The sequence below is a fragment of the Enterococcus sp. DIV1206 genome, from assembly GCF_051712485.1.
Classification (GTDB): Bacteria; Bacillota; Bacilli; order Lactobacillales; family Enterococcaceae; genus Enterococcus; species Enterococcus faecalis.
On the sequence record NZ_JBIOOZ010000001.1, the window covers coordinates 1,930,637 to 1,953,771 of the forward strand.

24 protein-coding genes are annotated in these 23,135 nt (G+C 36.2%); 5 read left to right on the forward strand and 19 right to left on the reverse strand.

Annotated elements, in window-relative coordinates:
• The first annotated feature begins 15 nt into the window (after positions 1-15).
• On the forward strand, positions 16-927 hold the full coding sequence (locus IGK86_RS09390) for an LCP family glycopolymer transferase (RefSeq protein WP_438742373.1): 912 nt from the start codon (positions 16-18) through the stop codon (positions 925-927).
• Positions 928-979: 52 nt separating this feature from the next.
• Here the strand turns inward: IGK86_RS09390 and IGK86_RS09395 are convergent, their stop codons facing one another.
• The 3 genes from IGK86_RS09395 to IGK86_RS09405 all read right to left on the reverse strand — a co-directional run bounded on the left by IGK86_RS09395 (position 980) and on the right by IGK86_RS09405 (position 4,732).
• A complete protein-coding gene (locus tag IGK86_RS09395; RefSeq protein ID WP_010775757.1) occupies positions 980-2,323 on the reverse strand; it encodes an NADH peroxidase in 1,344 nt (447 codons plus the stop codon).
• Between the two features lie 185 nt (positions 2,324-2,508).
• Positions 2,509-3,201, reverse strand: a complete 693-nt coding sequence (locus tag IGK86_RS09400; RefSeq protein ID WP_016617212.1) for a response regulator — start codon at positions 3,199-3,201, stop codon at positions 2,509-2,511.
• Positions 3,182-4,732: a Spo0B domain-containing protein gene (locus IGK86_RS09405; protein ID WP_016617211.1), complete on the reverse strand. Its 1,551-nt coding sequence runs from the start codon at positions 4,730-4,732 to the stop codon at positions 3,182-3,184. The genes IGK86_RS09400 and IGK86_RS09405 overlap by 20 nt, the downstream gene beginning before the upstream one ends.
• Positions 4,733-4,879: 147 nt before the next feature.
• On the opposite strand from IGK86_RS09405, the gene IGK86_RS09410 reads away from it, so the two are divergent.
• Positions 4,880-6,205 (forward strand): 2-hydroxycarboxylate transporter family protein, encoded by a 1,326-nt coding sequence (locus tag IGK86_RS09410; protein WP_016617210.1) that lies wholly within the window; start codon positions 4,880-4,882, stop codon positions 6,203-6,205.
• A 31-nt stretch (positions 6,206-6,236) separates the two neighbouring features.
• The gene (locus tag IGK86_RS09415; RefSeq protein ID WP_016617209.1) at positions 6,237-7,406 is read left to right on the forward strand and encodes an NAD(P)-dependent malic enzyme; all 1,170 of its coding nucleotides are present in this window, start codon (positions 6,237-6,239) and stop codon (positions 7,404-7,406) included.
• Between the two features lie 73 nt (positions 7,407-7,479).
• On the opposite strand, the gene IGK86_RS09420 is transcribed toward IGK86_RS09415, so the two are convergent.
• The 4 genes from IGK86_RS09420 to ireB all read right to left on the reverse strand — a co-directional run bounded on the left by IGK86_RS09420 (position 7,480) and on the right by ireB (position 9,860).
• A complete protein-coding gene (locus IGK86_RS09420) occupies positions 7,480-8,328 on the reverse strand; it encodes a helix-turn-helix domain-containing protein (protein ID WP_002382173.1) in 849 nt (282 codons plus the stop codon).
• Between the two features lie 500 nt (positions 8,329-8,828).
• A complete protein-coding gene (locus IGK86_RS09425; RefSeq protein WP_002357933.1) occupies positions 8,829-9,134 on the reverse strand; it encodes a DUF1292 domain-containing protein in 306 nt (101 codons plus the stop codon).
• Positions 9,135-9,171: 37 nt separating this feature from the next.
• On the reverse strand, positions 9,172-9,594 hold the full coding sequence (ruvX, locus tag IGK86_RS09430) for a Holliday junction resolvase RuvX (protein WP_002357936.1): 423 nt from the start codon (positions 9,592-9,594) through the stop codon (positions 9,172-9,174).
• Positions 9,591-9,860, reverse strand: coding sequence for a regulatory phosphoprotein IreB (ireB, locus tag IGK86_RS09435; RefSeq protein WP_002357937.1), 270 nt, complete (start codon positions 9,858-9,860; stop codon positions 9,591-9,593). The genes ruvX and ireB overlap by 4 nt, the downstream gene beginning before the upstream one ends.
• A gap of 435 nt (positions 9,861-10,295) precedes the next feature.
• Here ireB and IGK86_RS09440 point away from each other — a divergent pair, with 435 nt between their 5' ends.
• On the forward strand, positions 10,296-11,048 hold the full coding sequence (locus tag IGK86_RS09440) for a threonine/serine exporter family protein (RefSeq protein ID WP_016617208.1): 753 nt from the start codon (positions 10,296-10,298) through the stop codon (positions 11,046-11,048).
• A gap of 5 nt (positions 11,049-11,053) precedes the next feature.
• Positions 11,054-11,554, forward strand: coding sequence for a threonine/serine exporter family protein (locus IGK86_RS09445; RefSeq protein ID WP_002382172.1), 501 nt, complete (start codon positions 11,054-11,056; stop codon positions 11,552-11,554).
• 51 nt (positions 11,555-11,605) lie between these two features.
• On the opposite strand, the gene IGK86_RS09450 is transcribed toward IGK86_RS09445, so the two are convergent.
• The 12 genes from IGK86_RS09450 to IGK86_RS09505 form a co-directional block, all read right to left on the reverse strand.
• On the reverse strand, positions 11,606-12,472 hold the full coding sequence (locus IGK86_RS09450) for a TIGR03943 family putative permease subunit (protein WP_002357940.1): 867 nt from the start codon (positions 12,470-12,472) through the stop codon (positions 11,606-11,608).
• An 18-nt stretch (positions 12,473-12,490) separates the two neighbouring features.
• Positions 12,491-13,405, reverse strand: a complete 915-nt coding sequence (locus tag IGK86_RS09455) for a permease (RefSeq protein ID WP_002357942.1) — start codon at positions 13,403-13,405, stop codon at positions 12,491-12,493.
• A gap of 209 nt (positions 13,406-13,614) precedes the next feature.
• The gene (locus tag IGK86_RS09460; protein WP_002357943.1) at positions 13,615-14,421 is read right to left on the reverse strand and encodes an MBL fold metallo-hydrolase; all 807 of its coding nucleotides are present in this window, start codon (positions 14,419-14,421) and stop codon (positions 13,615-13,617) included.
• A 56-nt stretch (positions 14,422-14,477) separates the two neighbouring features.
• Positions 14,478-15,332, reverse strand: coding sequence for a two-component system regulatory protein YycI (locus IGK86_RS09465; RefSeq protein ID WP_002365516.1), 855 nt, complete (start codon positions 15,330-15,332; stop codon positions 14,478-14,480).
• Positions 15,332-16,642 (reverse strand): YycH family regulatory protein, encoded by a 1,311-nt coding sequence (locus IGK86_RS09470; RefSeq protein ID WP_002385989.1) that lies wholly within the window; start codon positions 16,640-16,642, stop codon positions 15,332-15,334. The genes IGK86_RS09465 and IGK86_RS09470 overlap by 1 nt, the downstream gene beginning before the upstream one ends.
• Positions 16,639-18,468, reverse strand: coding sequence for a cell wall metabolism sensor histidine kinase WalK (walK, locus tag IGK86_RS09475; protein ID WP_438742380.1), 1,830 nt, complete (start codon positions 18,466-18,468; stop codon positions 16,639-16,641). Before walK ends, IGK86_RS09470 begins: the two co-directional genes overlap by 4 nt.
• Before the next feature lie 6 nt (positions 18,469-18,474).
• Positions 18,475-19,179, reverse strand: a complete 705-nt coding sequence (gene yycF / locus IGK86_RS09480; RefSeq protein ID WP_002357947.1) for a response regulator YycF — start codon at positions 19,177-19,179, stop codon at positions 18,475-18,477.
• A 173-nt stretch (positions 19,180-19,352) separates the two neighbouring features.
• Positions 19,353-20,054, reverse strand: coding sequence for an MIP/aquaporin family protein (locus tag IGK86_RS09485; RefSeq protein ID WP_002409404.1), 702 nt, complete (start codon positions 20,052-20,054; stop codon positions 19,353-19,355).
• A gap of 117 nt (positions 20,055-20,171) precedes the next feature.
• Positions 20,172-21,032 carry a DegV family protein gene (locus IGK86_RS09490; protein WP_002357950.1) on the reverse strand — a complete coding sequence of 287 codons (861 nt, stop codon included), beginning with the start codon at positions 21,030-21,032 and terminating at the stop codon, positions 20,172-20,174.
• Positions 21,025-21,594, reverse strand: a complete 570-nt coding sequence (locus tag IGK86_RS09495; protein ID WP_002361647.1) for a DUF1836 domain-containing protein — start codon at positions 21,592-21,594, stop codon at positions 21,025-21,027. The genes IGK86_RS09490 and IGK86_RS09495 overlap by 8 nt, the downstream gene beginning before the upstream one ends.
• A gap of 126 nt (positions 21,595-21,720) precedes the next feature.
• Positions 21,721-22,374 carry a TIGR01906 family membrane protein gene (locus IGK86_RS09500; RefSeq protein ID WP_016617205.1) on the reverse strand — a complete coding sequence of 218 codons (654 nt, stop codon included), beginning with the start codon at positions 22,372-22,374 and terminating at the stop codon, positions 21,721-21,723.
• Positions 22,362-23,132, reverse strand: a complete 771-nt coding sequence (locus IGK86_RS09505; protein WP_002357953.1) for a TIGR01457 family HAD-type hydrolase — start codon at positions 23,130-23,132, stop codon at positions 22,362-22,364. Before IGK86_RS09505 ends, IGK86_RS09500 begins: the two co-directional genes overlap by 13 nt.
• Between the last annotated feature and the right edge of the window lie 3 nt (positions 23,133-23,135).

The following is a 23,135-nucleotide window of genomic DNA, read 5'->3' on the forward strand; positions in this document are numbered from 1 at the left end:
TATTGGAGGAAAAATATGTCAAAAGGGAAGAAAATTTTTGCCATTATCTTTGGAATTATCTTGGTTCTATTTCTTGCAGTTGTTGGAATGGGAGCAAAACTTTATTGGGATGTTTCTAAATCAATGGATAAAACCTATGAAACAGTAGAACGATCTAAAAAAAGTCAGGTCAATTTAAACAATAAGGAGCCTTTTTCTGTTTTATTATTAGGGATCGATACAGGCGATGATGGGCGTGTCGAGCAAGGTCGTTCGGATACAACAATTGTTGCAACAGTTAACCCTCGTGACAAGCAAACAACCTTAGTCAGTCTTGCTCGCGATACCTATGTTGATATTCCAGGTCAAGGAAAACAAGATAAATTGAATCACGCCTATGCTTTTGGTGGGGCATCTTTAGCAATGGACACAGTTGAAAACTATTTAAATATACCTATTAATCATTATGTTTCAATTAATATGGCTGGTTTAAAAGAATTAGTCAACGCGGTTGGCGGAATCGAAGTGAACAATAATCTGACTTTTTCACAAGACGGATATGATTTTACGATTGGTAAAATTTCATTGGATGGTGAACAAGCACTCTCCTATTCAAGAATGCGTTACGAAGATTCTAATGGTGACTACGGCCGCCAAGAACGGCAAAGAAAAGTGATTGAAGGCATCGTCCAAAAAGTCTTAAGTCTTAATAGCGTGAGCAACTATCAAGAAATTTTAACAGCTGTTTCTGATAATATGAAGACAGATTTAAGTTTTGATGACATGAAAAAAATTGCCTTAGATTATCGCAGTGCCTTTGGTAAAGTGAAACAAGACCAACTTCAAGGTACTGGTTTTATGCAAGATGGTGTTTCCTATCAACGTGTGGATGAACAAGAATTAACTCGTGTCCAACAAGAGTTGAAAAATCAATTGAATACAAAATAAAAATAAAACCCACGAGTACTATAAATACTCATGGGTTTTATTTTCTCTTCTATTAACGTTCTTGTTTTACCGCTTCTAAAGCCGCTGTATTAATAATGTTCCAAGGTTTGTCAAACGCTGGTTGGAAGAAGAAGTCCGCATAGGCTAAGTCTTCAATCGTCATTTTGGCTTGAATCGCTAATGAAATAGCATTAATGTTTGCAGTTAAATCTGCTTTCGACATTAATTGAGCGCCTAAAATTTGTGTTGTTTCAGGATCATACACTAATTTAAACCAAGCTTTTTGTTTGTCTGGATTAAAGTCCATCAAGTAGTCTTCTACTACTGTCACCGCTTTTGTTTCTTTTCCTAATTTTTGAGCCATGACTTCGTTAATCCCTGTTGAAGCAAATTTATAATTAAAGACGGCCAAGCCAGAAGATCCTTGAACACCAGGGAAAGGTTTAACTGGTTCCTCTAGGTTTTTCACAGCAAAGCGACCTTGTTTACGAGCATTCGTTGCTAAGGCAATATTTACTTCTGTGTCTGCAGGATTGTATTTAATTAACGTAGCATCCCCTACTGCAAATACATCTGGCTCACTTGTCCGCATGTATTCATCCGTCTTGATTAGGCCATTCGGATGTAATTCTAAGGTACCTTTTAACCAAGCAGTGTTTGGACGGACACCAACCGCTACAACGACCAAATCAGCATCGTACGCATTTTTATCTGTAACGACTTTTTGCACACGACCGTCGCCTTCGTAACGTTCAACTGTTTCACCAGTTGCAATGGTAATATTATTAGCTTCCATCTCTTCTGTTAAAACATCTGTAAATTCTTTATCTAGATACACCCCTAATGGACGATCTAAAATATCAATAACGGTAACCTTTTTACCGGCTTTTGCAAATGCTTCGGCAGCTTCAATCCCAATATAACCACTACCAATCACAACCACATTATTGACTTCTGGATCTACTGTTTTTTGTTTTAATTTAATGGCCCATTGACGACCACGCATCAAATAAATATTATCCAAATCTTTACCTGGAATATCTAATTCAAATGGGACAGCTCCGGGACTGATGATTAATTTATCATAATTTTCAACACGTTCTTCACCTGACACTAAATCTTTCACTGTCACTTGATGTTCTTTTGGTTGAATCGCTGTAATTTCAGTATTAGAAAAGACATTCACACCACGACTCTCCATTTTTTCGCCAGTCATATAGCGAACAGAATTAACATCTTTCACTTTTCCTTCTAGGTACAACTGCATGCCACAAGACAAGAATGAGATAAAATCACCTTTCTCATACCATTGAATTTCTGCATCAGGATGAAGATTTAGTAATTCCTCTACCGCTTCATAACCTCCATGTGATGATCCTAAAACAATAACTTTCATCGCTCGTTCCTCCCATATAATATTATTTCTTACATAATAAAGAATATCATATATTCTCAAAAAATAACAAATAATATCCTCTTTTCCATTCTCAATTAAGTTCTTTAAATGAGAATAAAAAGGAGTATCCTCTGTATTTTGCCACTTTTCAATTACTTTTTTTATTTACTAAAAAATAAAAAATACTAAATTCTCCGATACGATTGATAGGGACGCCCCACTTTTAAATAGCTATTTTTACTTTCTAAAAGGTTATTTTTTTCTAGAAACAACACATATTTGCGAACAGAAACATGTGAAAGCTGACTCGCTTCTGATAATTCTTGAATCGTAAAATAGTCGGTAAATTCGTCTATTTTTTTTAACAATAATTGTAATGTTGCTTGTGTTAGTCCTTTTTCTAAGGACATGTTTTGAAGATCTTGTTCATTTTTACGTGCGTTTGTCTGTGAAGAATGAAACAATTGGTCCACTTTTGTTTGCGAAAGCTCCTTCGTTTCCAGCGTGAATTGAGCAGCTTTTTTCTGATAGTTTTCGATACTTTGTTGAAATCGCTCAAAAGAAAAGGGTTTAACTAAATAGTCTAAAACGCCTAAATGTAAGCTTCGTTTAACATTTTCCAACTCGTTGGCAGCCGTAATCAGGATAACTTCTGTGTCAATTTTTTCATCTCTAATTGTTGCCAGATAGGTCAAGCCGTTGCCATCTTTTAAATGAACGTCTAATAAAACAAGTACTGGTTGTTTTTCTTTCGTTAATTGTAGACCTTCAGCAATTGTTGCCGCCGTAAAAATAGTCGGTTGGTGAATTAATTTTTCAAGATATTTTTGATGTATATATGCAACCATAGGATCGTCTTCAATAATCAATAGGTTCATTTTCCTCTGCTCCTTCGTAATGAACATTTATGCGAAGGACAAGCCAATTGTTTTGTTGGTTTTCCCAAGTCAATGTCGCTTCCGCATTCTCTAATAATCTTGCCAAATAAGAAGTGAAAAACTCTTGTTCAAAGCGTTCCAGTTGTTCTTTTGGATAAGCAAACGAATAAGTCGTCGTCAAACTTCCTGACTGATAATCAATGGTTTCAATGATCTCTTCTGGTAACGGTTGTTCCATCAGGAAACGATGAATATAACGGTAGATAGCAATCAAATTTTGCGTATCTTCATCTCGTTTATTTGGTGGAATTTCTGGATAAATTTCAATAGCTAATTGTGTTTTAATTTCTGCAAACTTGATTCTTTCCCCACTTAAAAAACCTGCTAAAATAGGATTCCTAACCAAAATAGCTAAGCGCTGTGCAAATTCCTTTTCTGGTTTCAATAAATCGGCTAGATAATGTTTTAGCGCCTCGTAATCTTCTAAATCGACTAAGCCATAAATGACATGCATCTTATTCATAAATTCGTGTGATTGACTTTGTAATGCCGAAGCATATGTCGTTGTGCTGACAAGCTGTTCTGCGACAATAAACGTTTCCGTCGCATTTTTCAGAAAGATAACATGCCCAATTTTTTTTTTACGGACATTAATCGGGGCGATTGAGACAAAATAATCCTGGCCATTTTGACGATAGAATTGCTCTGTTTTTGAATGTACGACTAATTTTTCAGGAGATAAAACCAATGCTGAAAGTTTCTTTCCTAGTAAATTTTCTTCACTATTTGTTATATTATGATACATTTTAGTCGCCTCAATATTTGCTAATAAAATATTTTGTTCGGTATCAATCACAAGGATTGCGTCTTTCGTTTCCTCAAGCATGGCGTTTCGCTCTTCTAATAGACGAGCAATTTCTCTTGGCTCTAAATCGTGAAGTTGTTTTTTTAAATAATAAGAAACCACGATGGCTAATATAAAGCCAAAACCAACACTTAAAAGGACACTCACTGTGTAATCATTTTTTGTTCGTTCAATCAATTGTGAAAGCGAGGTCATTTTAATGCCCATTGCCACAACCCCAATTTGTTTTCCTTGATCATAGACTGGGACAAAACCTCGTAATGATTCTCCTAAACTCCCTTGACTAACAGACAAATGTTCCTCCCCTTTTAATGCTCGCACTTCATCGCCACCTTCAAAATGCTTACCTATTTTTTGGCGATCAGGATGTGTTAAACGAATCCCCTGCATATTCATAATCACGATAAAATCCAACTGATGGATTTCACCTAAACGAACCGTATACGCTTCCAATTCATCTGAATAGTGATCATTCTTTAAGGCTTCAATAACATTCGGTTCAATAGCCAACTGTTCCCCGACGGCTAAAAGTGCTTGCTCTTGGTTTTTACGAACTTCTTTAATTGTTTGGACCGTCGTTACTCCGTAAAAGAAAGTAATCATAATAATTAATGTTGCAATAAAAATCACTGATAAGAAGCACCATAATTTCCCGCCACGCTTCATTCCATCCCTCTTTTCTCTTCAAATAAAGTATAGCATAGGAAGATTTGGTTAAAAAACTTTTCTTTAGTTAAATTAATTAAATAATCTACTCTACAGAAAACGTTTACATTATGATGAATATAGATTAAAGTTATAGGAGGAAATAGCATGGAAAAGAAATTGCACGCAACAGCTGCTAATGAAACAGATTGGCGCAACAAATTAACCAAAACGAGGATTGGTTCGGTTACGTTACCTGTTTATCTTGTAACAGCTAGCATTATTCTTGTTACGGCTCTATTAGAACAACTACCAGTCAATATGTTAGGTGGTTTTGCCGTAATTTTAACAATGGGTTGGTTACTTGGAACAATTGGTGGAAATATTCCTATTTTGAAACATTTTGGCGGTCCCGCAATTTTATCTTTATTAGTACCATCAATTATGGTCTTTTTCAATTTACTCAACCAAAATGTCTTAGACTCAACAGATATTTTAATGAAACAAGCAAACTTTCTCTATTTCTATATTGCTTGTTTAGTTTGTGGAAGTATCCTTGGAATGAACCGCAAAATTTTAGTCCAAGGTTTAATGCGCATGATTGTCCCGATGGCATTAGGAATGATTTTAGCAATGGGCGTTGGGACCCTTGTTGGAACGCTGTTAGGTCTCGGTTGGAAACATAGCCTTTTCTATATTGTCACTCCTGTTTTAGCTGGTGGAATTGGTGAAGGCATTCTTCCTTTATCCCTTGGTTATAGTGCCATTACTGGATTGCCAAGTGAACAATTAGTGGGGCAATTAATTCCCGCAACCATTATTGGTAATTTTTTTGCTATTATGTGTTCTGGTTTACTTAGTCGTTTAGGAGAAAAACGCCCTGAACTTTCTGGACAAGGTCAGTTGATCAAAATTACTAATTCAGATGATTTAAGTGATGCTTTAGAAGAAGACAAAGCACCAATTGATGTAAAATTAATGGGTGCTGGTGTTTTAATTGCGTGTACCTTATTTATTACAGGCGGTTTATTGCAACACTTAACAGGCTTTCCTGGTCCTGTTTTGATGATTGTTGTCGCAGCCTTTTTAAAATACTTAAACGTAGTACCGAAAGAAACCCAACGCGGATCAAAACAGCTTTATAAATTTATCTCTGGCAATTTTACGTTCCCGTTAATGGTCGGCTTAGGTATGTTATATATTCCTTTAAAAGATGTCGTAGGAATGCTTAGCTGGCAATATTTTATTGTGGTAATTAGTGTCGTTTTCACTGTTATTGCTACAGGATTTTCCGTTTCACGCTTCATGAATATGAATCCCGTTGAGGCTGCCATTGTCTCCGCTTGCCAGAGTGGTATGGGTGGGACTGGCGATGTGGCTATTTTAAGTACAGCCAATCGAATGAACTTAATGCCGTTTGCACAAGTTGCGACACGTTTAGGCGGTGCCATTACAGTAATAACAATGACTGCTATTTTTAGAATGCTTTTTTAACTATAAGTGAATTATTTAGGAGGAAAATGATATGTCAACAAAAGATGTAAAAGAATTAGCGATTGAGCAAGCAAAAAAATTTGGGGGAAAATTAGAAGTCTGCCCTAAAGTTCCGATTGAAACAAAAGCAGATTTAGGAATTGCCTACACACCAGGTGTTGCGGCTGTTTCTTCTGCCATACATGAAAAAAAAGAACGCGCTTACGAATTAACGACAAAGAAAAACACCGTCGCCGTTATCAGTGATGGTTCAGCAGTTTTAGGTTTAGGTAACATTGGTCCTGAAGCAGCGATGCCTGTCATGGAAGGAAAAGCTGCATTGTTTAAACGCTTTGCTGGTGTGGATTCGATTCCCCTTGTTTTAGATACACAAGATACTGAAGAAATTATTCAAACGGTGAAATTTTTGGCTCCAACCTTTGGGGGAATTAACTTGGAAGATATCAGCGCTCCTCGTTGTTTTGAAATTGAACAGCGTTTAATCGATGAACTAGATATTCCCGTTTTCCATGATGATCAACACGGGACAGCGATTGTTGTTCTAGCGGCTTTGTACAACAGCTTAAAATTAATCAACAAGAAAATAGAGGACATTCATGTGGTAATCAACGGCGGTGGCTCCGCTGGTCTTTCAATTACAAGAAAATTTTTAGCTGCTGGCGTAAAACATATTATCATTGTTGACCGTACAGGGATTCTAAGCGAAACAAATACAGCTCTGCCACCACACCATGCAGAAATTGCGAAGCTAACCAATCGGGAACATCGTACTGGTGATTTAGCTACTGCTCTTGAAGGCGCTGATGTCTTTGTTGGTGTTTCAGCACCAGGTGTTTTAAAACCCCAGTGGATTCAACAGATGAATGAGCAGCCAGTTATTTTTGCAATGGCTAACCCAGTTCCTGAAATTTTTCCTGATGAAGCTTTAGCGGCAGGCGCTTATATTGTCGGAACTGGTCGTAGTGACTTTCCGAATCAAATTAATAATGTGTTAGCCTTCCCTGGTATCTTCCGCGGTGCCTTAGATGCTCGGGCGAAAAAGATTACGATTGAAATGCAAATTGCCGCTGCCAAAGGTATTGCAAAATTGATTCCCGATAACGAACTCACGCCGACCAATATTATTCCCGATCCATTCCAAGAAGGAGTCGCAAAAGTCGTCGCCGAAAGCGTCCGTAACGCTGTCAAAGAAACAAATTAAAAAGAGAAAAAAGGAACAACCTAACTCCTCTTGAGTTAAGTTGTTCCTTTTTAAAATCTGAAACGCTAATCTATTATTTAAAACTGATGTTAAACTCTTGCATATCTTTTTCAATATAAGCAAGTAATTTTTTATTTTCAAAGAAACGTGTAAAGTAGTACGCAATACGATAATCTTCAACAGCATCTAGTCCTAGCATTTGTTTATTAAACGCTTTTTCGTATAATAAGCAATCTAAAGAGTAAATAGAACTGTGCGTCCGATTAATTTCGATTCCTTTATCACTTAATTCAATACTCTTTGCATAGTCTTTAATTAATGAATAGAATTTTGCGGTATTATAATAAATACGGCATTGCTCTAATGGATAATCTAATTTGAATTCGCTTAGCAATTGTAAAGATTTATCGTAATAAACTTTTGCTTTTTCAATATCATCTTCTAATTCATATAAAATACCGATCGCATTCATACTCAAAATATTATAAATATTAATATCACGACTAATTTCAGAACCACGATGTAAATAGAACAATGCTTCGCTATTATTTTTCTTACCTAATAAACTCGTAATTCCTTTATAATAGAAAAATTTTGTTTCTAAAATTCTGTTTGAACTTTCGATATCATCTGGATAGTCTTTCAACAAATCATAGGCTTCATCGTGCTTAAAGTAAAAGCATAATTCTTCTACTTTATTTAATAAGCTTTCGAGTTTTTTCTCACTAGAACCTTCGATACATTCTTCTACTTGTAAGTCTAAACGTAGACATACAGATGAGAAAATGTCTAAACTGTCACACACATTTTTGTTTTCAATGTTACTAATTGTTGCTTGTGTACAAATTCCTTTTGCCAATTCAGCTTGCGATAATTTTTTCTTTTTACGCGCTGTTTTGATTTTTTCTCCCGCTACTCTCACAGTCAAAACTCCAATCTTTCTATTTTTTTTGTATTAAACATACCATCATTTTACAGATAATGTTATAATGAAGCTATCATAATAAAGGAGGTGAAATATATGTTTGATTTACTTGCTTTATTAACTGGAATTTCAGTTCGTGGCAATGCACCACACCAATAATTACGTGTTTGTTTAACTGAATTTCTGACGGCTCTACCTATGCCAGTAGGTGGAGCCATTTTTTTATTTAATATTATAAAATTAACAGTATTTCCAAAACCTCATACTTAGTATAACACAAATTATAAATTATGCTAGATAGTTGCCAAATTAACGTCATTACAAGGATGTTACGTTTTTACAACATCTTGTAAAACTAGACAATGCTGTCCTTCTTTATCCACCACACTCAATGATAGTGATAGTATCTTATGATAGAAACAACATGTACATTATAACAATTATTATTAAGAAAGCTACTTCTCAATAGGAGAAGTAGCGCTTCTCTCGTTACAGTTTTACTCTTCTTCTTCAGCCATGAATGTATTGAAAACTTCTTCAATCATATCCCATTCAGCGTCTGTTTCGATTTGCTGTAAATCGCCTTCTGTACCTTCTGCGTTTTCCACATATGAGTAAGCTTGCAATTCAACATCTTCATCCTCAGGAATTCCTGCTGGATATAATAAAACATAATTTTTACCGAATTCTTCTTGACCGTCAACAGTTAGTAAGATCTCGTATAATGTTTCATTTCCTTGTTCGTCTACTAAAGTAATGTGTTCATGTCCTTCGTGATCATGATCGTGGTTGTGTTCTGTCATTCTTCTTCTCTCCCTTGATGTATTCAAAGCTCGATAATTATCGGCTATGTGCATCTAAATAATTTTGTAGAATCATTACTGCCGCTAGTTTATCAATGACTTTCTTTCTTTTGGCTCTTGAAGCATCTGCTTGCTCCACCAAGAAACGCTCTGCTTGGACAGTTGTTAATCGTTCATCTTGATAGTCAACAGGTAATTGAAATAATTCTTGAATCTTATCACCATATGCCATGGATGCTTCAGCTCTAGGACCGATGGAATTATTCATGTTTTTCGGTAAACCTACGACAAATTTCGTGACTTCGTATTCTTTCACCAATTCACCTAATCGCTCAAAGCCGAAGTTCTCTTCCTCTTCATTGATGCGAATAATTTCGATGCCTTGCGCTGTCCAACCTAATAAATCACTAACAGCCACACCGACTGTCCGTGAACCTACATCTAGCCCCATGATCCTCATTTGATATCGATTCCGTGGTTCGCTAAGTAATATTTGGTTAATTCTTCCATGATTTCATCACGTTCATGACGACGAATTAAGTTTCGAGCATCTTGATAACGAGGAATGTAAGCCGGGTCCCCAGAAAGTAAATACCCTACTATTTGGTTAATAGGATTGTATCCCTTTTCTTCTAATGCCCGATATACGGTTTCTAACGTTTCACTGATTGCTTTTTTTCGATTATCATCAAAATCAAAGCGTACTGTTTCGTCTGTAAAACCCATTTTACTACACCTCACTTCTACTTTTATACAATTTCATTTTACTAGAAAAGAACCGAAACTACAAACAAAATTTCTTCTCCTTCTCTCTTTTTTGTTATTTCTTAGTCTTTTATTAATAAAGGCTTCGTAAAAAAATGACAACCATCGATAATTTTAAAATTATAAAAACAAATACACAACTTTATAAAACAAGAATAAAGCTCTGCTAAATCGCCAGAATATCACCTTTCCCTCCAATTCATTTTGCGAAAAAATCGACGTTTTTCTTTTGAAAACTTTTAAATATCTATGATTAAATAATATCAGCCTTTTAATGTTACAATTCGCTAACAATCTGTTTACGATGTAAATTTTTGATTGCAGCTGTTATTTATTTCCTCTTTTTGGTTCGTTTGTAGTACACTAGAAGAAAATACATAAAGTGAGGCTTGCTCAATGACTCCTGCTCATTTGGATTTACTTTTAGAAACCTGTTTGTTAGCTGGTAAAATTATGATAGAAAGCGATGCAGAAATGTACCGTGTTGAAGATACAATGAGCCGAATTGCGCTTGCTTCTGGCAACTATCGAATGGTTAGCTATGTGACACAAACCGGGTTATTTGTTGGCATAGATGGAACCTCCACGATTCGTATGGTTCAAGTAATGAAACGTGGCATTGATTTAGAAAAAATCTCTCGTGTGAATCAGCTGTCTCGTGCTTATGTGGCTGGTGATTTTTCTTTAGAGGAATTACTGAATAAACTAAAAGTGATAAATAGTGAACACCGCCATTTTCCAATTAGCGCACGCATTGTTAGTGCGGCCGTTGTCAGCGCTACAATTATGATTCTTTTTGGTGGCGTCTGGTCCGATTTATTCTTGACTTTTCTGATTGGTGGTTGCGGCTATAGTCTTTATTATTTTAGTTTAAAGTTTCTCAAGATTAAATTTTTATCTGAATTTTTAGCTTCGCTGTTTATTGGTGCAGCCGCTATTCTTTCAGTCAAATTGGGACTCGGACAATCACAAGATTTAATCATCATTGGTTGTGTCATGCCTTTAGTGCCTGGTGTGCAAATTACCAATGCTCTTCGCGATTTGCTAGCTGGACACTACTTATCGGGTGTTTCTCGTGGGACTGAAGCATTAATGACTTCAGGAATGATTGGTTTTGGCATTGCTTTTGTCTTTCAACTTTTCTATTAAAAGGAGTGACTTACTTGCTAGGAATCGTTTTGGTACAATTTATCTTTAGTTTTTTAGCTTCTGCGGCGTTTGCAATTATTATTAATGTTCCCCGACGATCACTGGTGGCTTGTGGTCTAACTGGTAGTGTAAGCTGGATGCTTTATTGGGTAATCGTTGAAGTTTTTAGTGGAAATGCAGCATTAGGTTCCCTTATCGGTGCTGTCGGTGTTGCGGCAGTAAGCTACCTATTCTCAAAAATATTGAAAATGCCTGTCACGATTTTTAATATTCCTGGTATTGTTCCATTGGTACCTGGTGGCTTAGCTTATCAAGCTGTTCGGAATATCGTAATTGGCAATTATGAAAAAGGCGCCTATTTTACCGTGCAAGCTGTAATGATTGCTGGGGCAATTGCGTTAGGCTTAGTCGCTTCTGAGGTTTTCAATCAGAATATCCGCAGCTTTCGGGAAAAAAGAGAATCTTTGGGTTTTATTCGTCGTAAGCGCAACAAAATTAAAAAATAGACAGCAAAAAAGTTGGTTGCTTCCATTTGATAAGGAAGCAACCAACTTTTTTTAAAAGGAACGATAGACATATTGATTTTTTGGTGCTTGATCTGCTTTGACTTTCTCCACTTGCACAGTTGGTATTTGCCGTTTAAACGGTGGATAATAGGATAACTCAACCGTGCCGGTAATCGTTACCCAATCATTGTTTTGAAATTGCGTATGTTCAGGAAAATGAACCAACAAGCCAAAAACGCCAGAATCAGCGACACAATGAATAATCCCAAAACGGAAGACAAATTGGTCAACACTTTCTTCTCGTTTTGAATTATAGACAAAGCCTTTATAAGAAATCCTTTTCCCTGCAAATTGACTTGGATAATTATAGATTAATTCCATAATTTCCAAATAGTTTTCATCCGTAATTGAAATCACAGATTGTCCATCATATTGTTTCATGGCTTTTGCCATCTGCTTGTCATAATCCGTCTTATTGAAATACATACTTGTATCAGGTTTCAAATATTGCGTTTGCATATCAGGATCCCCTACTGATTCTTTACTTACTGGAAAGTTAAATCCTTTTGCTTCAACAATTGTTGTGTCTAAACTAACTGTCGGAAATAATAAGCCAACAATCAACGGTAAAGAAAGTAGTAAATAGGCAAGCCCTCTTTGGCTGGGTTTTTCCAAATTATGCTGATGGCCATGATGTTCATGTCCCCCATGTTGGTGCATGTCTTCATGTTTTTTTTGCATTGATGGATCTGCTTGGTTCCACAAAATCAATTGGACAATCGCCATAATAAAAGCTAAAACCATTGATAAAACAGCTAAGTAATTATAATGAATATTGATATATTGGTTCAGTTCACCTGAAATTTGAAGATACATCATCAACCCCATATATCCAATTAAAATAATAAATCGTATCATCGATTGTAGGCCTCCTTTCTAAACTACTGCCGCATAAATAGTTACGACAAGCGCCACTATCAAAACAAATTGTACAATGAATGACATCTTAAAATAACGTTTCATCATCAATAAATTTTTAATATCTACCATTGGACCAAAAACTAAGAAGGCGACAATTGGTCCTGTGCCAAACAAACTCAAAAGAGAAGAACCAATAAATGCATCTGCTTCTGAACAAAGTGATAGAGTGGCAGCGATGACTAGCATGACTAGAATCGCTAAAATCTTTGAATGGCCCAATTGCATAAGCGCACCAGTTGGAATATAGGTTTGCATGATTGCTGCCAACAAGGAACCAAAAATTAAATAACGACCCGTATCAAAAAATTCATCAATACTATGGGTTAACGCTGACCAGCCGTTTTTCCAAAATGAACGAGCTTCATCAACGTGTTCATGCGTATGAGCAACCTGCTCTTCTTTAATCTGCGCCAACTCTTTTTCTGTTAAAATTGATTCTTTTCGAAAATAAGCTAACCAAATGCCGATAACCCACGCAACAATCATACTGCCTAAAACTCGCCAAATCACAAATTTTGTTGCGCCACTAAAGGCTACGTATGTTGAGAATAGCACAATTGGATTAATGATTGGTGCCGTTAACATAAAAGCAAAAGCGGTATGTGTTGGTACATCTTTTTTAACAAATTGATGCACAATTGGGACGATCCCGCATTCACAAGAAGGGAAGAAAAACCCTAGGAAACTCCCTACACAAATTGATAAAAATTTATTTTTAGGTAACACTTTTTTTACTCGTTCTGGTGTTAAAAAAACATGTAAAGCGCCTGAAATCAAGCAACCTAACATGACAAAAGGCAATGCTTCGATAATAATCGAAAGAAAAATAGTGCTCATTTGTAAAACAGAGTTTGGTAAAAATTGAAACATTATAGACCTCCCACTAGTAAAAATCTAGTTAACTATACTCCTAACACCAGACAAACACAAGTATTTGTCAAAAAATTAACTAAGAGTTTAAAAGTATTATCACCGATGTATCAGTCAAACCAACTAGATAAAAGAACAAAAAAATACGTAGACTACTAGTCATCTAACTACTAGCCTACGTATCTCATTATTGTTAAACCACCATTATTCTAAATTTGAAATAACTCTGAGGCTGAATCGGGGTCTGTATCATATACCTTAAATGCTTCACCGACGCCTAAATCCTTTTGCTTCAAAGTAGACTCCATTGCCATTCGCGCATGAAGTTTCGTATTATTTTCTTTGCTAAGATGACCTAAATAAATGCGTTTTGTTTTATCACCTAATACATCCGCCATCACAAGAGCACCATCATCATTGGATAAATGGCCTTTATCTCCTAAAATCCGTTGTTTAAGACTCCATGGATAAGGTCCTGCTCGCAAAATTTCAATTTCATGATTGCTTTCGACTAAATAAGCATCTGCGTTTTCAATCGTGCCACGAATATGATCGCTACAATAACCTGTATCCGTTAGAACAACAAAGGAACGATTATTGCGATGAAAACGATAAAATTGAGGCGCAATCGCATCATGTGAGACACCAAAACTTTCAATGTCCATATCTCCCAAGGTCAAAACTTTGCCCATTTCAAAAATATGTTTTTGAGCGACATCGACTTTGCCAATCATGGGATCCATCGCTTGCCACGTTTTTTCATTGGCATAGACATCTAACTTATATTTTCGCGCTAACACGCCAACGCCATGAATGTGGTCCCGATGTTCATGTGTAACTAAAATCGCATCTAAATCTTCTGGTTTGCGATTGACTTCTGCTAACAGTGAAGTGATTTTTTTGCCACTTAAACCCGCATCTACTAATACTTTCTTTTGGTTGGTTTCAATAAAAAGGGAATTGCCTGTACTGCCACTGGCAAGAACACTGATATTAAAAGCAAACTCTGAATCCATTTAAAACTCTTCCCTTCTACATTACAACATTAACGTGTTTCATTATACAACGGACCTTAATGTTTTTCCACCTTTGGCACAGTATTATTTGTGATGATGGTATTACTTACGGCATTCACCTGTTCAATTTCAACTGAATCTTCACCAGTAGAAATTCCTACAAACCAGACTGGAACGTATACATTTTTCTCACGAATTTTATAAATTCTTGAATAGGCCAATTTAATGAATGTTATTTTGGAATTACTAGGAATCCGGTTATTCATATAGAGCGTGTCTATCGCATCACGATTGGAATATAAATCCGTTTTGTCTCGTAACTCTTCAATATTTTCAATGTGCGTTTGCGAATATTTACTAATTTTCCATAATTCACCTGACGTATCTGCTAAAATACTTAATTTTGCCGTGTCGTCTCTAAAAGGAATTCCTTTATACGATTGTGCAGCTACAATTTCTGCCGTCGGCTCTTTTAAATGAGAAAATTCTGGTAAGTATTGATATTCGTCTCCGAATAATAAAGCATTTTTTTCATTTAAAAAGGTACTTAAATCTTTATCAATTTTCTTAGGATCAATAAAATAGTTTTTACTAGGTACACTCGTTAAAGTATTATCCGCAATTTGCAGCCCATTTCTCAAAAAATTTTTATTCTTTTCACGTTGGATTTTTAAAGCAGCAGAAAAATTGGTTTGTTCGCCACTTAAATAATAGCCTTCCAATCGTTCTGAAGAAAGTGTCCCTTTATACGAGATGTTATCTTTTTCCAACCGACTTTCAATCGATTCTGTTTGGCTGGAAGAAGAGACGTTGCTCTCCTCTTGTTGACCTTCCCGATAAATTCCAAATAAAAAGATATTTAATCCTAAAAATGCTAAGAAGAAAATCCACTCAATTCGTTTAAAATCCATTAGCCCACCTCCAAGCTTGGTAATTGTTTTACCAAGTCCGTTGCAGTGTACCAATTGTTGTTATAAAGGACATACCATTCCGGACTTAAATCAACGACTTGTTTGACTTCTTCAATTGTCTGCCACGTATAACCGATAACAGCCGATTGGATTTTTTCCTTTTTAGCACCAGCCGTTTCTAAACGCTTAATCAATTTTTCCGTGCTTTCCAGCGTCACTTCTTCTTCTGAAGGAATCGGTACTTGGATTGTATTCACACTTGTGTTAATGGTTACGCTTGGCGCAGCACCATCGTTGTTCGTGATGCGAATATCCACTTGGCCTTTTAAATCATTACTGAACACTGGGAAACCTTCCACAAAAGTCCGATAATTGACACTATCTTTCGTTCGATCAAAGTAACGTAAATTCCCCATATTGGTTCCTAAACGTTTTACATAAGAAAAGCTTTGATTATAGATTGAATCCCGTTTATTCTCTTCTGGCAAGGTCCCTTTAAAATCGATTTTTCCCAATTTTTCTTCTGCAAACAATCGTTCTTCTTTACTCGTGTAGGTTAAGTCTTGACTGTCTTCATTGGTTTGGATATCTTCCGTTTCATTGAAAAAAGCATTCCTAAAACGAGTAACTGGTTGCGAAGCTAAGATATAACTGTACTTTTTCAACTTCATATCATTGGTTAAATAACATTGCCCTTGTTTGGTTAGCGTATTTTCGGAAACGTCTTGATATTGTAATCCCTCTTTATTGATAATTCCCATTAAGCGCGCCTTATTGACAGTCATGGGTGCTTCATAGACGTTGGCTTGATCATAATCTAAAAAACGTATCTTATTTTCGTTAAAATCCAATTGAATTTTCGTAAAATACTGGTCCGTCAACTCATTAAAGTTAGTAAAATTAATGGATAGATTATAAATCGAAGCATAGTCCGAGATTAAAAAGGGACCTTGATAAAGAAGTTCAATGCCTTGTTCCATTTGGTTGTAGCGCTTAAGTTGCTCTGCATTTTTTGTCACAACTTGTGTCAATTTACCAAACGTAGCCATTTTAATATCATTTTGAACATTACTAATTAATGTTTCACGATTACTTTGCATCGCTTTTCCATCAGTTATTCGAATCAATTGCAAAGGTAAATAGACATCGCCAATGGCTTTTTCATTGACAGCTGTTGTGACTTGGCTTCCCGACTTCATTTCTGGTATTTTTTTGGCAGAATTCAGCCAGATATTGACTGAAAAATATATACTTAAAATGACCATCAAAATCAAGCCAATTCTTGTAATCCATTCTGATAATTTCATCATTCCCACCAATCCTCTTCATAAGGTTCATATGGTAGTGAAATATAGAAAGTCGATCCTTCACCTTCTGTACTTTCCACCCAAATACTCCCGTTATGGGCCCGAATTACTTCTTTAGAAATTGCTAAACCTAAACCAGTCCCACCTTGTGCTCGCGCACGTGCTTTATCCACACGATAAAAACGTTCGAAGACTTTCCCGAGATCTTTTTTAGGGATGCCCAAACCTTGGTCCGAGATACTAAAGACGACATTATTATGTGTTTCAACTAGTCGGCAGGTAATGACGCCGCCATCTGGCGAATACTTAATCGCATTGTTCAAAATGTTGTCTAAAACCTGAATTACTTTGTCTGTATCTAATTCTACCCATAAATCGCGTTTAGTAAATTCACGGCGAATTTTGTAATTTTTTTGCTCATTTTCAATCATCATATCAAAGCGATCCAAGACAAAATTAATCAATTCGTTAAAATTCACATATTCTAATTGAAGATGTGTATTCCCAGAGTCCATCCGAGATAAATTTAACAAATCATTAATCATACGAATCATCCGGTCGGTTTCTTCTAACGTGACTTTTAAGAAATTCGGCGCAATATCAGGGTTTTCCCAAGCTCCTTCACTTAAAGCCTCTATATAACTACGCATACTTGTCAAAGGCGTTCGCAACTCATGAGAAACGTTGGAAACAAATTCCCGTCTTTCCCGTTCGTTTTTTTCCTGTTCTGTGACGTCATGCAGTACGCAAACTAAGCCAGTAATAAATCCTGATTCCCGACGAATCATCGTAAAGTCTACCCGGATAATCATTTGGTCTTCTTCACGATCAGACGTTGAGCGATCAATCAGCAGTTCATCTGGCTCTTCTAACAGCTTCCGCAATGTGTAATCTTCTTCAATATCTAACAACTCTAATAACGAGGTCCCAATCACATTTTCATTTTTTACATTTAATAATGAAAGGGCCATCTCATTAATCGTAATCACCTTTCCGCGGCGATCCGTCGCAATGACACCATCTGTCATATGCGTTAAGACACTATCTAAACGATTTCTTTCTGCTTCCATTGTTTCTTGTGCTTCTTCAATCCGTTCTGATAATTGATTAAATGTTTCTGCTAATTGGCCTAATTCATCTTTTCCATGGACTTCTACTTTTCCAGCGTAATCACCACGAGCGATTCGAATGGCTTGCTCACGCATTTCACCAATCGGCTTCGTGATTGATCGTGCAATCAGTAAAGTCACAATAATCGAAATTGCTGCGGCAATAATAGAAGCAGTGAAAAAGATACTTGCTGTGTTGGTAATTTCTTGGTATTTATTTTCTAAATTACTTTTCACATAAAGGACACCAATCACTGTTTCTCCAGTAGGCGATTGAATCGGCTGGACATTCACATACACGCGTTTATCATTATCTAAAGCTTGATATTTTTTACTCGTAAAGTCATTTAAATCACGATAATCATTCTTTTTCCCAATAATATTTTGTTGATTTAAATCATTGGTTGCCCGAATAATCCCTTTATCATCGACAATTCTCGCTTCAGAAATATCTGCATTTGAAAAATCAGATAACGCTTTTTTTAAATTTGCATCAACATCACTACGTTCGAGATCTTTATTGCTCATCTGCGTGCTTAACGTATTTGACAATTGGACAACTTGGGAATCCATATTTTTTTTAAAATCGGAAATTGTAGTGGCTTCCAATTCACGAATGAAATAGCCACCAATGATTTGAATCGCAATCAGTAACAGCAGAATAAATGATAACGCAATCTTAAAATTAACAGATTGAAAAAAGTGAACTTTTTTCTTCATACCTGATTACTCCTGTTCAGGATTTCTTAGATAATAACCAACCCCACGACGAGTAACTAAATACGTTGGATGACTTGGACTATCTTCAATTTTTTCTCTTAAACGACGCACGGTTACGTCCACTGTCCGCACATCCCCAAAATAATCATAACCCCAAACGGTTTGTAACAAATGTTCACGAGTCATCACTTGTCCGATATGTTTTGCTAAGTAATAAAGTAACTCAAATTCACGGTGGGTTAATTCAATTTTTTCACCCCGTTTTGAGACCATGTATGCATCAGGATGAATGGTTAAATCACCAATCGTTAATTCAGATTGTGTTGTCACCTCGGCTTCTTTCGCATTGGTTGCACCTCGCCGTAAATTGGCTTTTACACGAGCGACTAGTTCACGATTTGAAAATGGTTTCGTTACATAGTCATCGGCTCCTAATTCCAATCCTAAAACCTTATCAATTTCAGAATCTTTGGCAGTCACCATAATGATTGGCATATCATGTGTTTTGCGCACTTCTCGCGCGACTTCTAAGCCATCCATTTTAGGGAGCATTAAGTCTAAAATAATTAAGTCTGGTTCTACTTCTTCCACTTTTTCAAGTGCTTCTTCTCCATCATAAGCAGTAAATACTTCATATCCTTCTTTAACCAAATTATATTTAACGATCTCTGAAATTGGCTTCTCGTCATCAACTACTAAAATTTTCTTCACAAAGAGACACCTCTTTTTCCTTCTAATCTTATTTGATACTTTCCTATTATACCTTATTTTGATGATGTTTTCATCTTTGGTTAAAAATGCGCCTTTAGGTTCTACTAGTATAACAAAAAAAGAATCTCTGACAACAATTGACGCTTGTTATCAAAGATTCTTCTTCCGCTAATCTATTCTTCCGTATCTAAGACGAATTTTGCTACAAGAGCGGCTAATAATCCACCAATTAATGGCGCAACGATAAAAATCCACAACTCAGATAACGCTGAACCACCCGCAAAAACGGCTGGCGCGATGCTACGAGCTGGGTTGACAGAAGTTCCTGTCAAAGGAATGCCGACTAAGTGAATCATTGTTAGTGTTAACCCAATTACGATTCCTGCTAATGAAGCATTGCCTTTCTTAGCACTTGTAACTGTCATGACAACTAAAACAAAAATAAATGTTAAAATAATTTCGACTGTCAATGCACCAGCAACACTTAATTCCCCTACGCCATTTTGACCTAAGTTCTCAATACTTTTACCAGCACCTTTTAGAATGCTTAATAATGCAAATGAGGCAATCAAGCCACCAACAATTTGTCCCACTACATAGTAGATTAGTTCCATTGTTGTTATTCGTTTATTAAGCCACATTCCTATAGAAACAGCTGGGTTTAGATGTGCACCTGAAATTGTGCCAATACTATAGGCAGCAGCAACGATTGTTAACCCAAATGCTAAGGCAATCCCCGTTGTTCCAATCCCTTCCATGCCATTTCCTAGAACGGCTGTTCCTGTCCCAAAAAAGACAAGAATAAATGTTCCTAAACATTCTGCTATTGCTTTTTTCACAAAAAATTCCCCCTTTGTAGATGAATTGTAACACATTCGTGAAATTTTCAATATAATTTTCGTTGTTTTTCCAGTAAAATGATATTTCTATGAAAAAGAGAAATCTTAAATGAAAAATCCCCTCAAAAAAATTTGAGAGGATTTTTCATTTAATCAATCATTTAATAACTGTATGCCAACACCTAAAAGTCCTGGTCCTGTATGAACAACTAATGCCGGACTAATCGTTCCAAAGTAAATTTCTTCTGCTTGTGGAAAAGCTGCTTTCAAGCGTTCCATCATTGCTTTTGCTTCTTCCTCTGCCGCACCGTGAGCGACTGCCAAACGAAAACGGGGTGCCTCACCTATAAAGTTCGTCACCAACTCAAACGTTTTATCAAGACTTTTTTTACGGCCGCGAGACTTAGCCACCGTATAGTAAATGCCTTCTTCATTACAAGAAATAATGGGGTTTAATTTTAGCGCATTCCCTAAAATAGAAGTGACTAAACCAATTCGTCCACCTTTTTGTAGATATTCTAAAGTGGCTACATTAAAAAATACTTTTGCGTTGGCTACTTCTTCTGTTAATTTTTGTTGTAATTCTTGCCATCCTAATCCTGTTTCAATTAATTCTGCTGCTCGAATCGCTTGAATGCCAGCCCCGATACCAATGTTCTTTGTATCTAAAACAAATACATCTAGTCCTTCGGTTTGTTCTCCAAGCAAGCGAACCACATTATACGTTCCACTTAAACCACTAGAAATGGTCACCGCTAAGACTTTTTCGTAACCCGCTTCTTTAATTTTGTCAAAAATAGCTTGGATTGTTGCACCATCTGGTAATGAAGTACTAGGGATTTCTTTCTCTAAACGTTGATACACTTCTTCTGGTGTAATATCTACCTTATCTGTATAGGTTTTTTCAGGATAAATAATCTGTAAAGGCAAGACATACATGCCGTATTGTTTGACTAATGCCTCTGGAACATCTGTCCCAGAATCAACCAGTAGTGCGATCTTTTCTTTATTCATGTGTCATCTCATCCATTTCTTTTAAGTATTCTTGTTCCAATTCAATCACTTTTTCACTAAACATTTTAGTAGCAAAAGACATTGTCGCTGCTTTTACAGCCAAATATTCAATCCCCATAGGTTCTTGTGATTTGGCCTGAACTTCTTTTTCTTGCGCTTGAGCAGCAATCACATAAATCGCTCGTTCCTGTTCTTGACAAAATAAATTGTACGCTTCACGAATACCAACCGTAGCTCCTTGGAATAAAATGCCTTGCTTAATTTCTGGCAATGTTAACACTTGTTTCAACAACGTAATCGCAATTAAAAACGCTAAATGCTTTTGATTGTAGCGCTTTTTCACTGGGGCCGGGATTAACCCGTGTTTGACATAATTATTAACCATCGATGACGTTAACAAAGTATGTTTTTCCAGTGTAATCAATGGGGATAAGTATTTTTCTATCAGAGTAATCACTTGATCCATATATAATTCAATATCTGGTAACTCATGCCATCTTGGCAAATGAACGTTTTCCAATTGTTGGCCCCAATCTTGTAGTGATTTTTCTATCTCGTCCATAAAAACCCTCCTAACCATTTCTAAAAAAGAATATCATACTTTTGACAATTATTCAATCTAGTTTTTAAAACTAGATTTAATAAAAAAGAAAAGCGAGCAATTTTGGAATTGTTCACTTTTCTCTCTTTATTTTTTTAAAGAACGTTTTCCGATTAAAATACCTATCAAAAACAGGCCTTCTAATAAAACAAAAAACAAGATAAAACAATGCATAAAGTAGGCTTCAGGTAAGGCATTGATAATCGGATCAGTCAGCGGATTAAATAACCAAGCATCGTTGTTAAAAAATAATCCATGAAACGCAATAAAAAATTGATCAAAGCCAATCAGCATGAAAAAGCCAAAAAGCACAGGTAAAAACATGCCCCACTGAAATGGCCGTATCAATGTCCATAAACGCTGATTTTTCACCAAATATTTTAAATAAAGGACACTAGGCAACAACGTAACTAGTAATATGCCATAGCACAATAAAAACAATTTTTTCACTTCATAAAAATGAAAAGCCGCGCTATCAGACATTGGAAAATCAGGAAATACTAATGTTTTTTCAAAAGGATTGTTTAAGTACATCATTAAATGATCGTAATTTTTAATCAAGGTCACACGATCAACCTCTACGTCTTTTAAAATATTTAAGTGTTGGATATCAAAAAGATACAATGGACGAAAATTAATCGTGATCGTGATACTTAAAGCCACAATCGTTAAAAACAAACAAATGAGTCCAAGCGTTTCCCTTAAACGCAATTTCGACCTCATCATACTCAAAAAGTCCATTCATCTAAGGAATCAACAACATAGGTTGGCGGCGTTGGCAAAGTTGGAACAGCTGACTTAGGAGTAAAACCTGATGTAACTAACAAGCTATCAATACCATTTTGAATCCCTGATTGAATATCGGTTTCATAATTATCTCCAACCATAATTACTTGCTCTTTTTCCACGCCTAAATGCGCAATCGCTCGTTCCATGATAATCGCTTTTGGTTTGCCTATATAAACTGGTTTCGTTTGAGTAGCTGTCTCCACAAACGTCACAACTGAACCTGCGCCAGGTAATAAGCCTCTTTCTGTCGGAATGTTCTTATCTGGATTGGTCCCAATAAACAACGCCCCTTTTTGAATGGCTAAGGTAGCTAAAACCACTTTTTCGTAAGATAATTCTGTATCAAGTCCCACGACAACATAATCAGGATTTGTTTCATCCCATTCAAAACCTGCTTCTAAAATTAAGTCAATTAAACCAGCCTCGCCGATGACAAAGACTTTCTTGCCTCGATTGGTTTCTTTCATGTAATCAATCGTCGCTAAAGTCGCTGTATAAACAAGGGATGCTGGGACATGAATATCAAATTCATTTGCTAAACGTTGTGCCACTGTTTCAGGAGATTTAGTGGTATTATTCGTTACAAATAAAAAAGGCAAATCTTTTTCCTGTAACTGCTCGACAAAACGTTTTCCGGCTGGAATTGGTTCTTTTCCTAAATAAATCGTTCCATCTAAATCAATTAAATATCCTTGATAGTCTTTTTTCACTCT

Coding starts and splice junctions, on each gene's coding strand:
- IGK86_RS09410 (WP_016617210.1), top strand. CDS start 4,880: ATGGAAAAGAAATTGCACGCAACAGCTGCTAATGAAACAGATTGGCGC.
- IGK86_RS09500 (WP_016617205.1), bottom strand. CDS start 22,374: ATGGACTTTTTGAGTATGATGAGGTCGAAATTGCGTTTAAGGGAAACG.
- IGK86_RS09425 (WP_002357933.1), bottom strand. CDS start 9,134: ATGACAGAACACAACCACGATCATGATCACGAAGGACATGAACACATT.
- IGK86_RS09485 (WP_002409404.1), bottom strand. CDS start 20,054: ATGTGTTACAATTCATCTACAAAGGGGGAATTTTTTGTGAAAAAAGCA.
- IGK86_RS09460 (WP_002357943.1), bottom strand. CDS start 14,421: ATGGATTCAGAGTTTGCTTTTAATATCAGTGTTCTTGCCAGTGGCAGT.
- IGK86_RS09495 (WP_002361647.1), bottom strand. CDS start 21,594: ATGGACGAGATAGAAAAATCACTACAAGATTGGGGCCAACAATTGGAA.
- IGK86_RS09470 (WP_002385989.1), bottom strand. CDS start 16,642: ATGATGAAATTATCAGAATGGATTACAAGAATTGGCTTGATTTTGATG.
- walK (WP_438742380.1), bottom strand. CDS start 18,468: ATGAAGAAAAAAGTTCACTTTTTTCAATCTGTTAATTTTAAGATTGCG.
- IGK86_RS09390 (WP_438742373.1), top strand. CDS start 16: ATGTCAAAAGGGAAGAAAATTTTTGCCATTATCTTTGGAATTATCTTG.
- IGK86_RS09400 (WP_016617212.1), bottom strand. CDS start 3,201: ATGAACCTATTGATTATTGAAGACGATCCTATGGTTGCATATATACAT.
- IGK86_RS09450 (WP_002357940.1), bottom strand. CDS start 12,472: ATGATACGATTTATTATTTTAATTGGATATATGGGGTTGATGATGTAT.
- IGK86_RS09395 (WP_010775757.1), bottom strand. CDS start 2,323: ATGAAAGTTATTGTTTTAGGATCATCACATGGAGGTTATGAAGCGGTA.
- IGK86_RS09455 (WP_002357942.1), bottom strand. CDS start 13,405: ATGTTTCAATTTTTACCAAACTCTGTTTTACAAATGAGCACTATTTTT.
- ruvX (WP_002357936.1), bottom strand. CDS start 9,594: ATGAGGATCATGGGGCTAGATGTAGGTTCACGGACAGTCGGTGTGGCT.
- IGK86_RS09440 (WP_016617208.1), top strand. CDS start 10,296: ATGACTCCTGCTCATTTGGATTTACTTTTAGAAACCTGTTTGTTAGCT.
- IGK86_RS09405 (WP_016617211.1), bottom strand. CDS start 4,732: ATGAAGCGTGGCGGGAAATTATGGTGCTTCTTATCAGTGATTTTTATT.
- IGK86_RS09490 (WP_002357950.1), bottom strand. CDS start 21,032: ATGAATAAAGAAAAGATCGCACTACTGGTTGATTCTGGGACAGATGTT.
- IGK86_RS09465 (WP_002365516.1), bottom strand. CDS start 15,332: ATGGATTTTAAACGAATTGAGTGGATTTTCTTCTTAGCATTTTTAGGA.
- ireB (WP_002357937.1), bottom strand. CDS start 9,860: ATGGGTTTTACAGACGAAACAGTACGCTTTGATTTTGATGATAATCGA.
- IGK86_RS09415 (WP_016617209.1), top strand. CDS start 6,237: ATGTCAACAAAAGATGTAAAAGAATTAGCGATTGAGCAAGCAAAAAAA.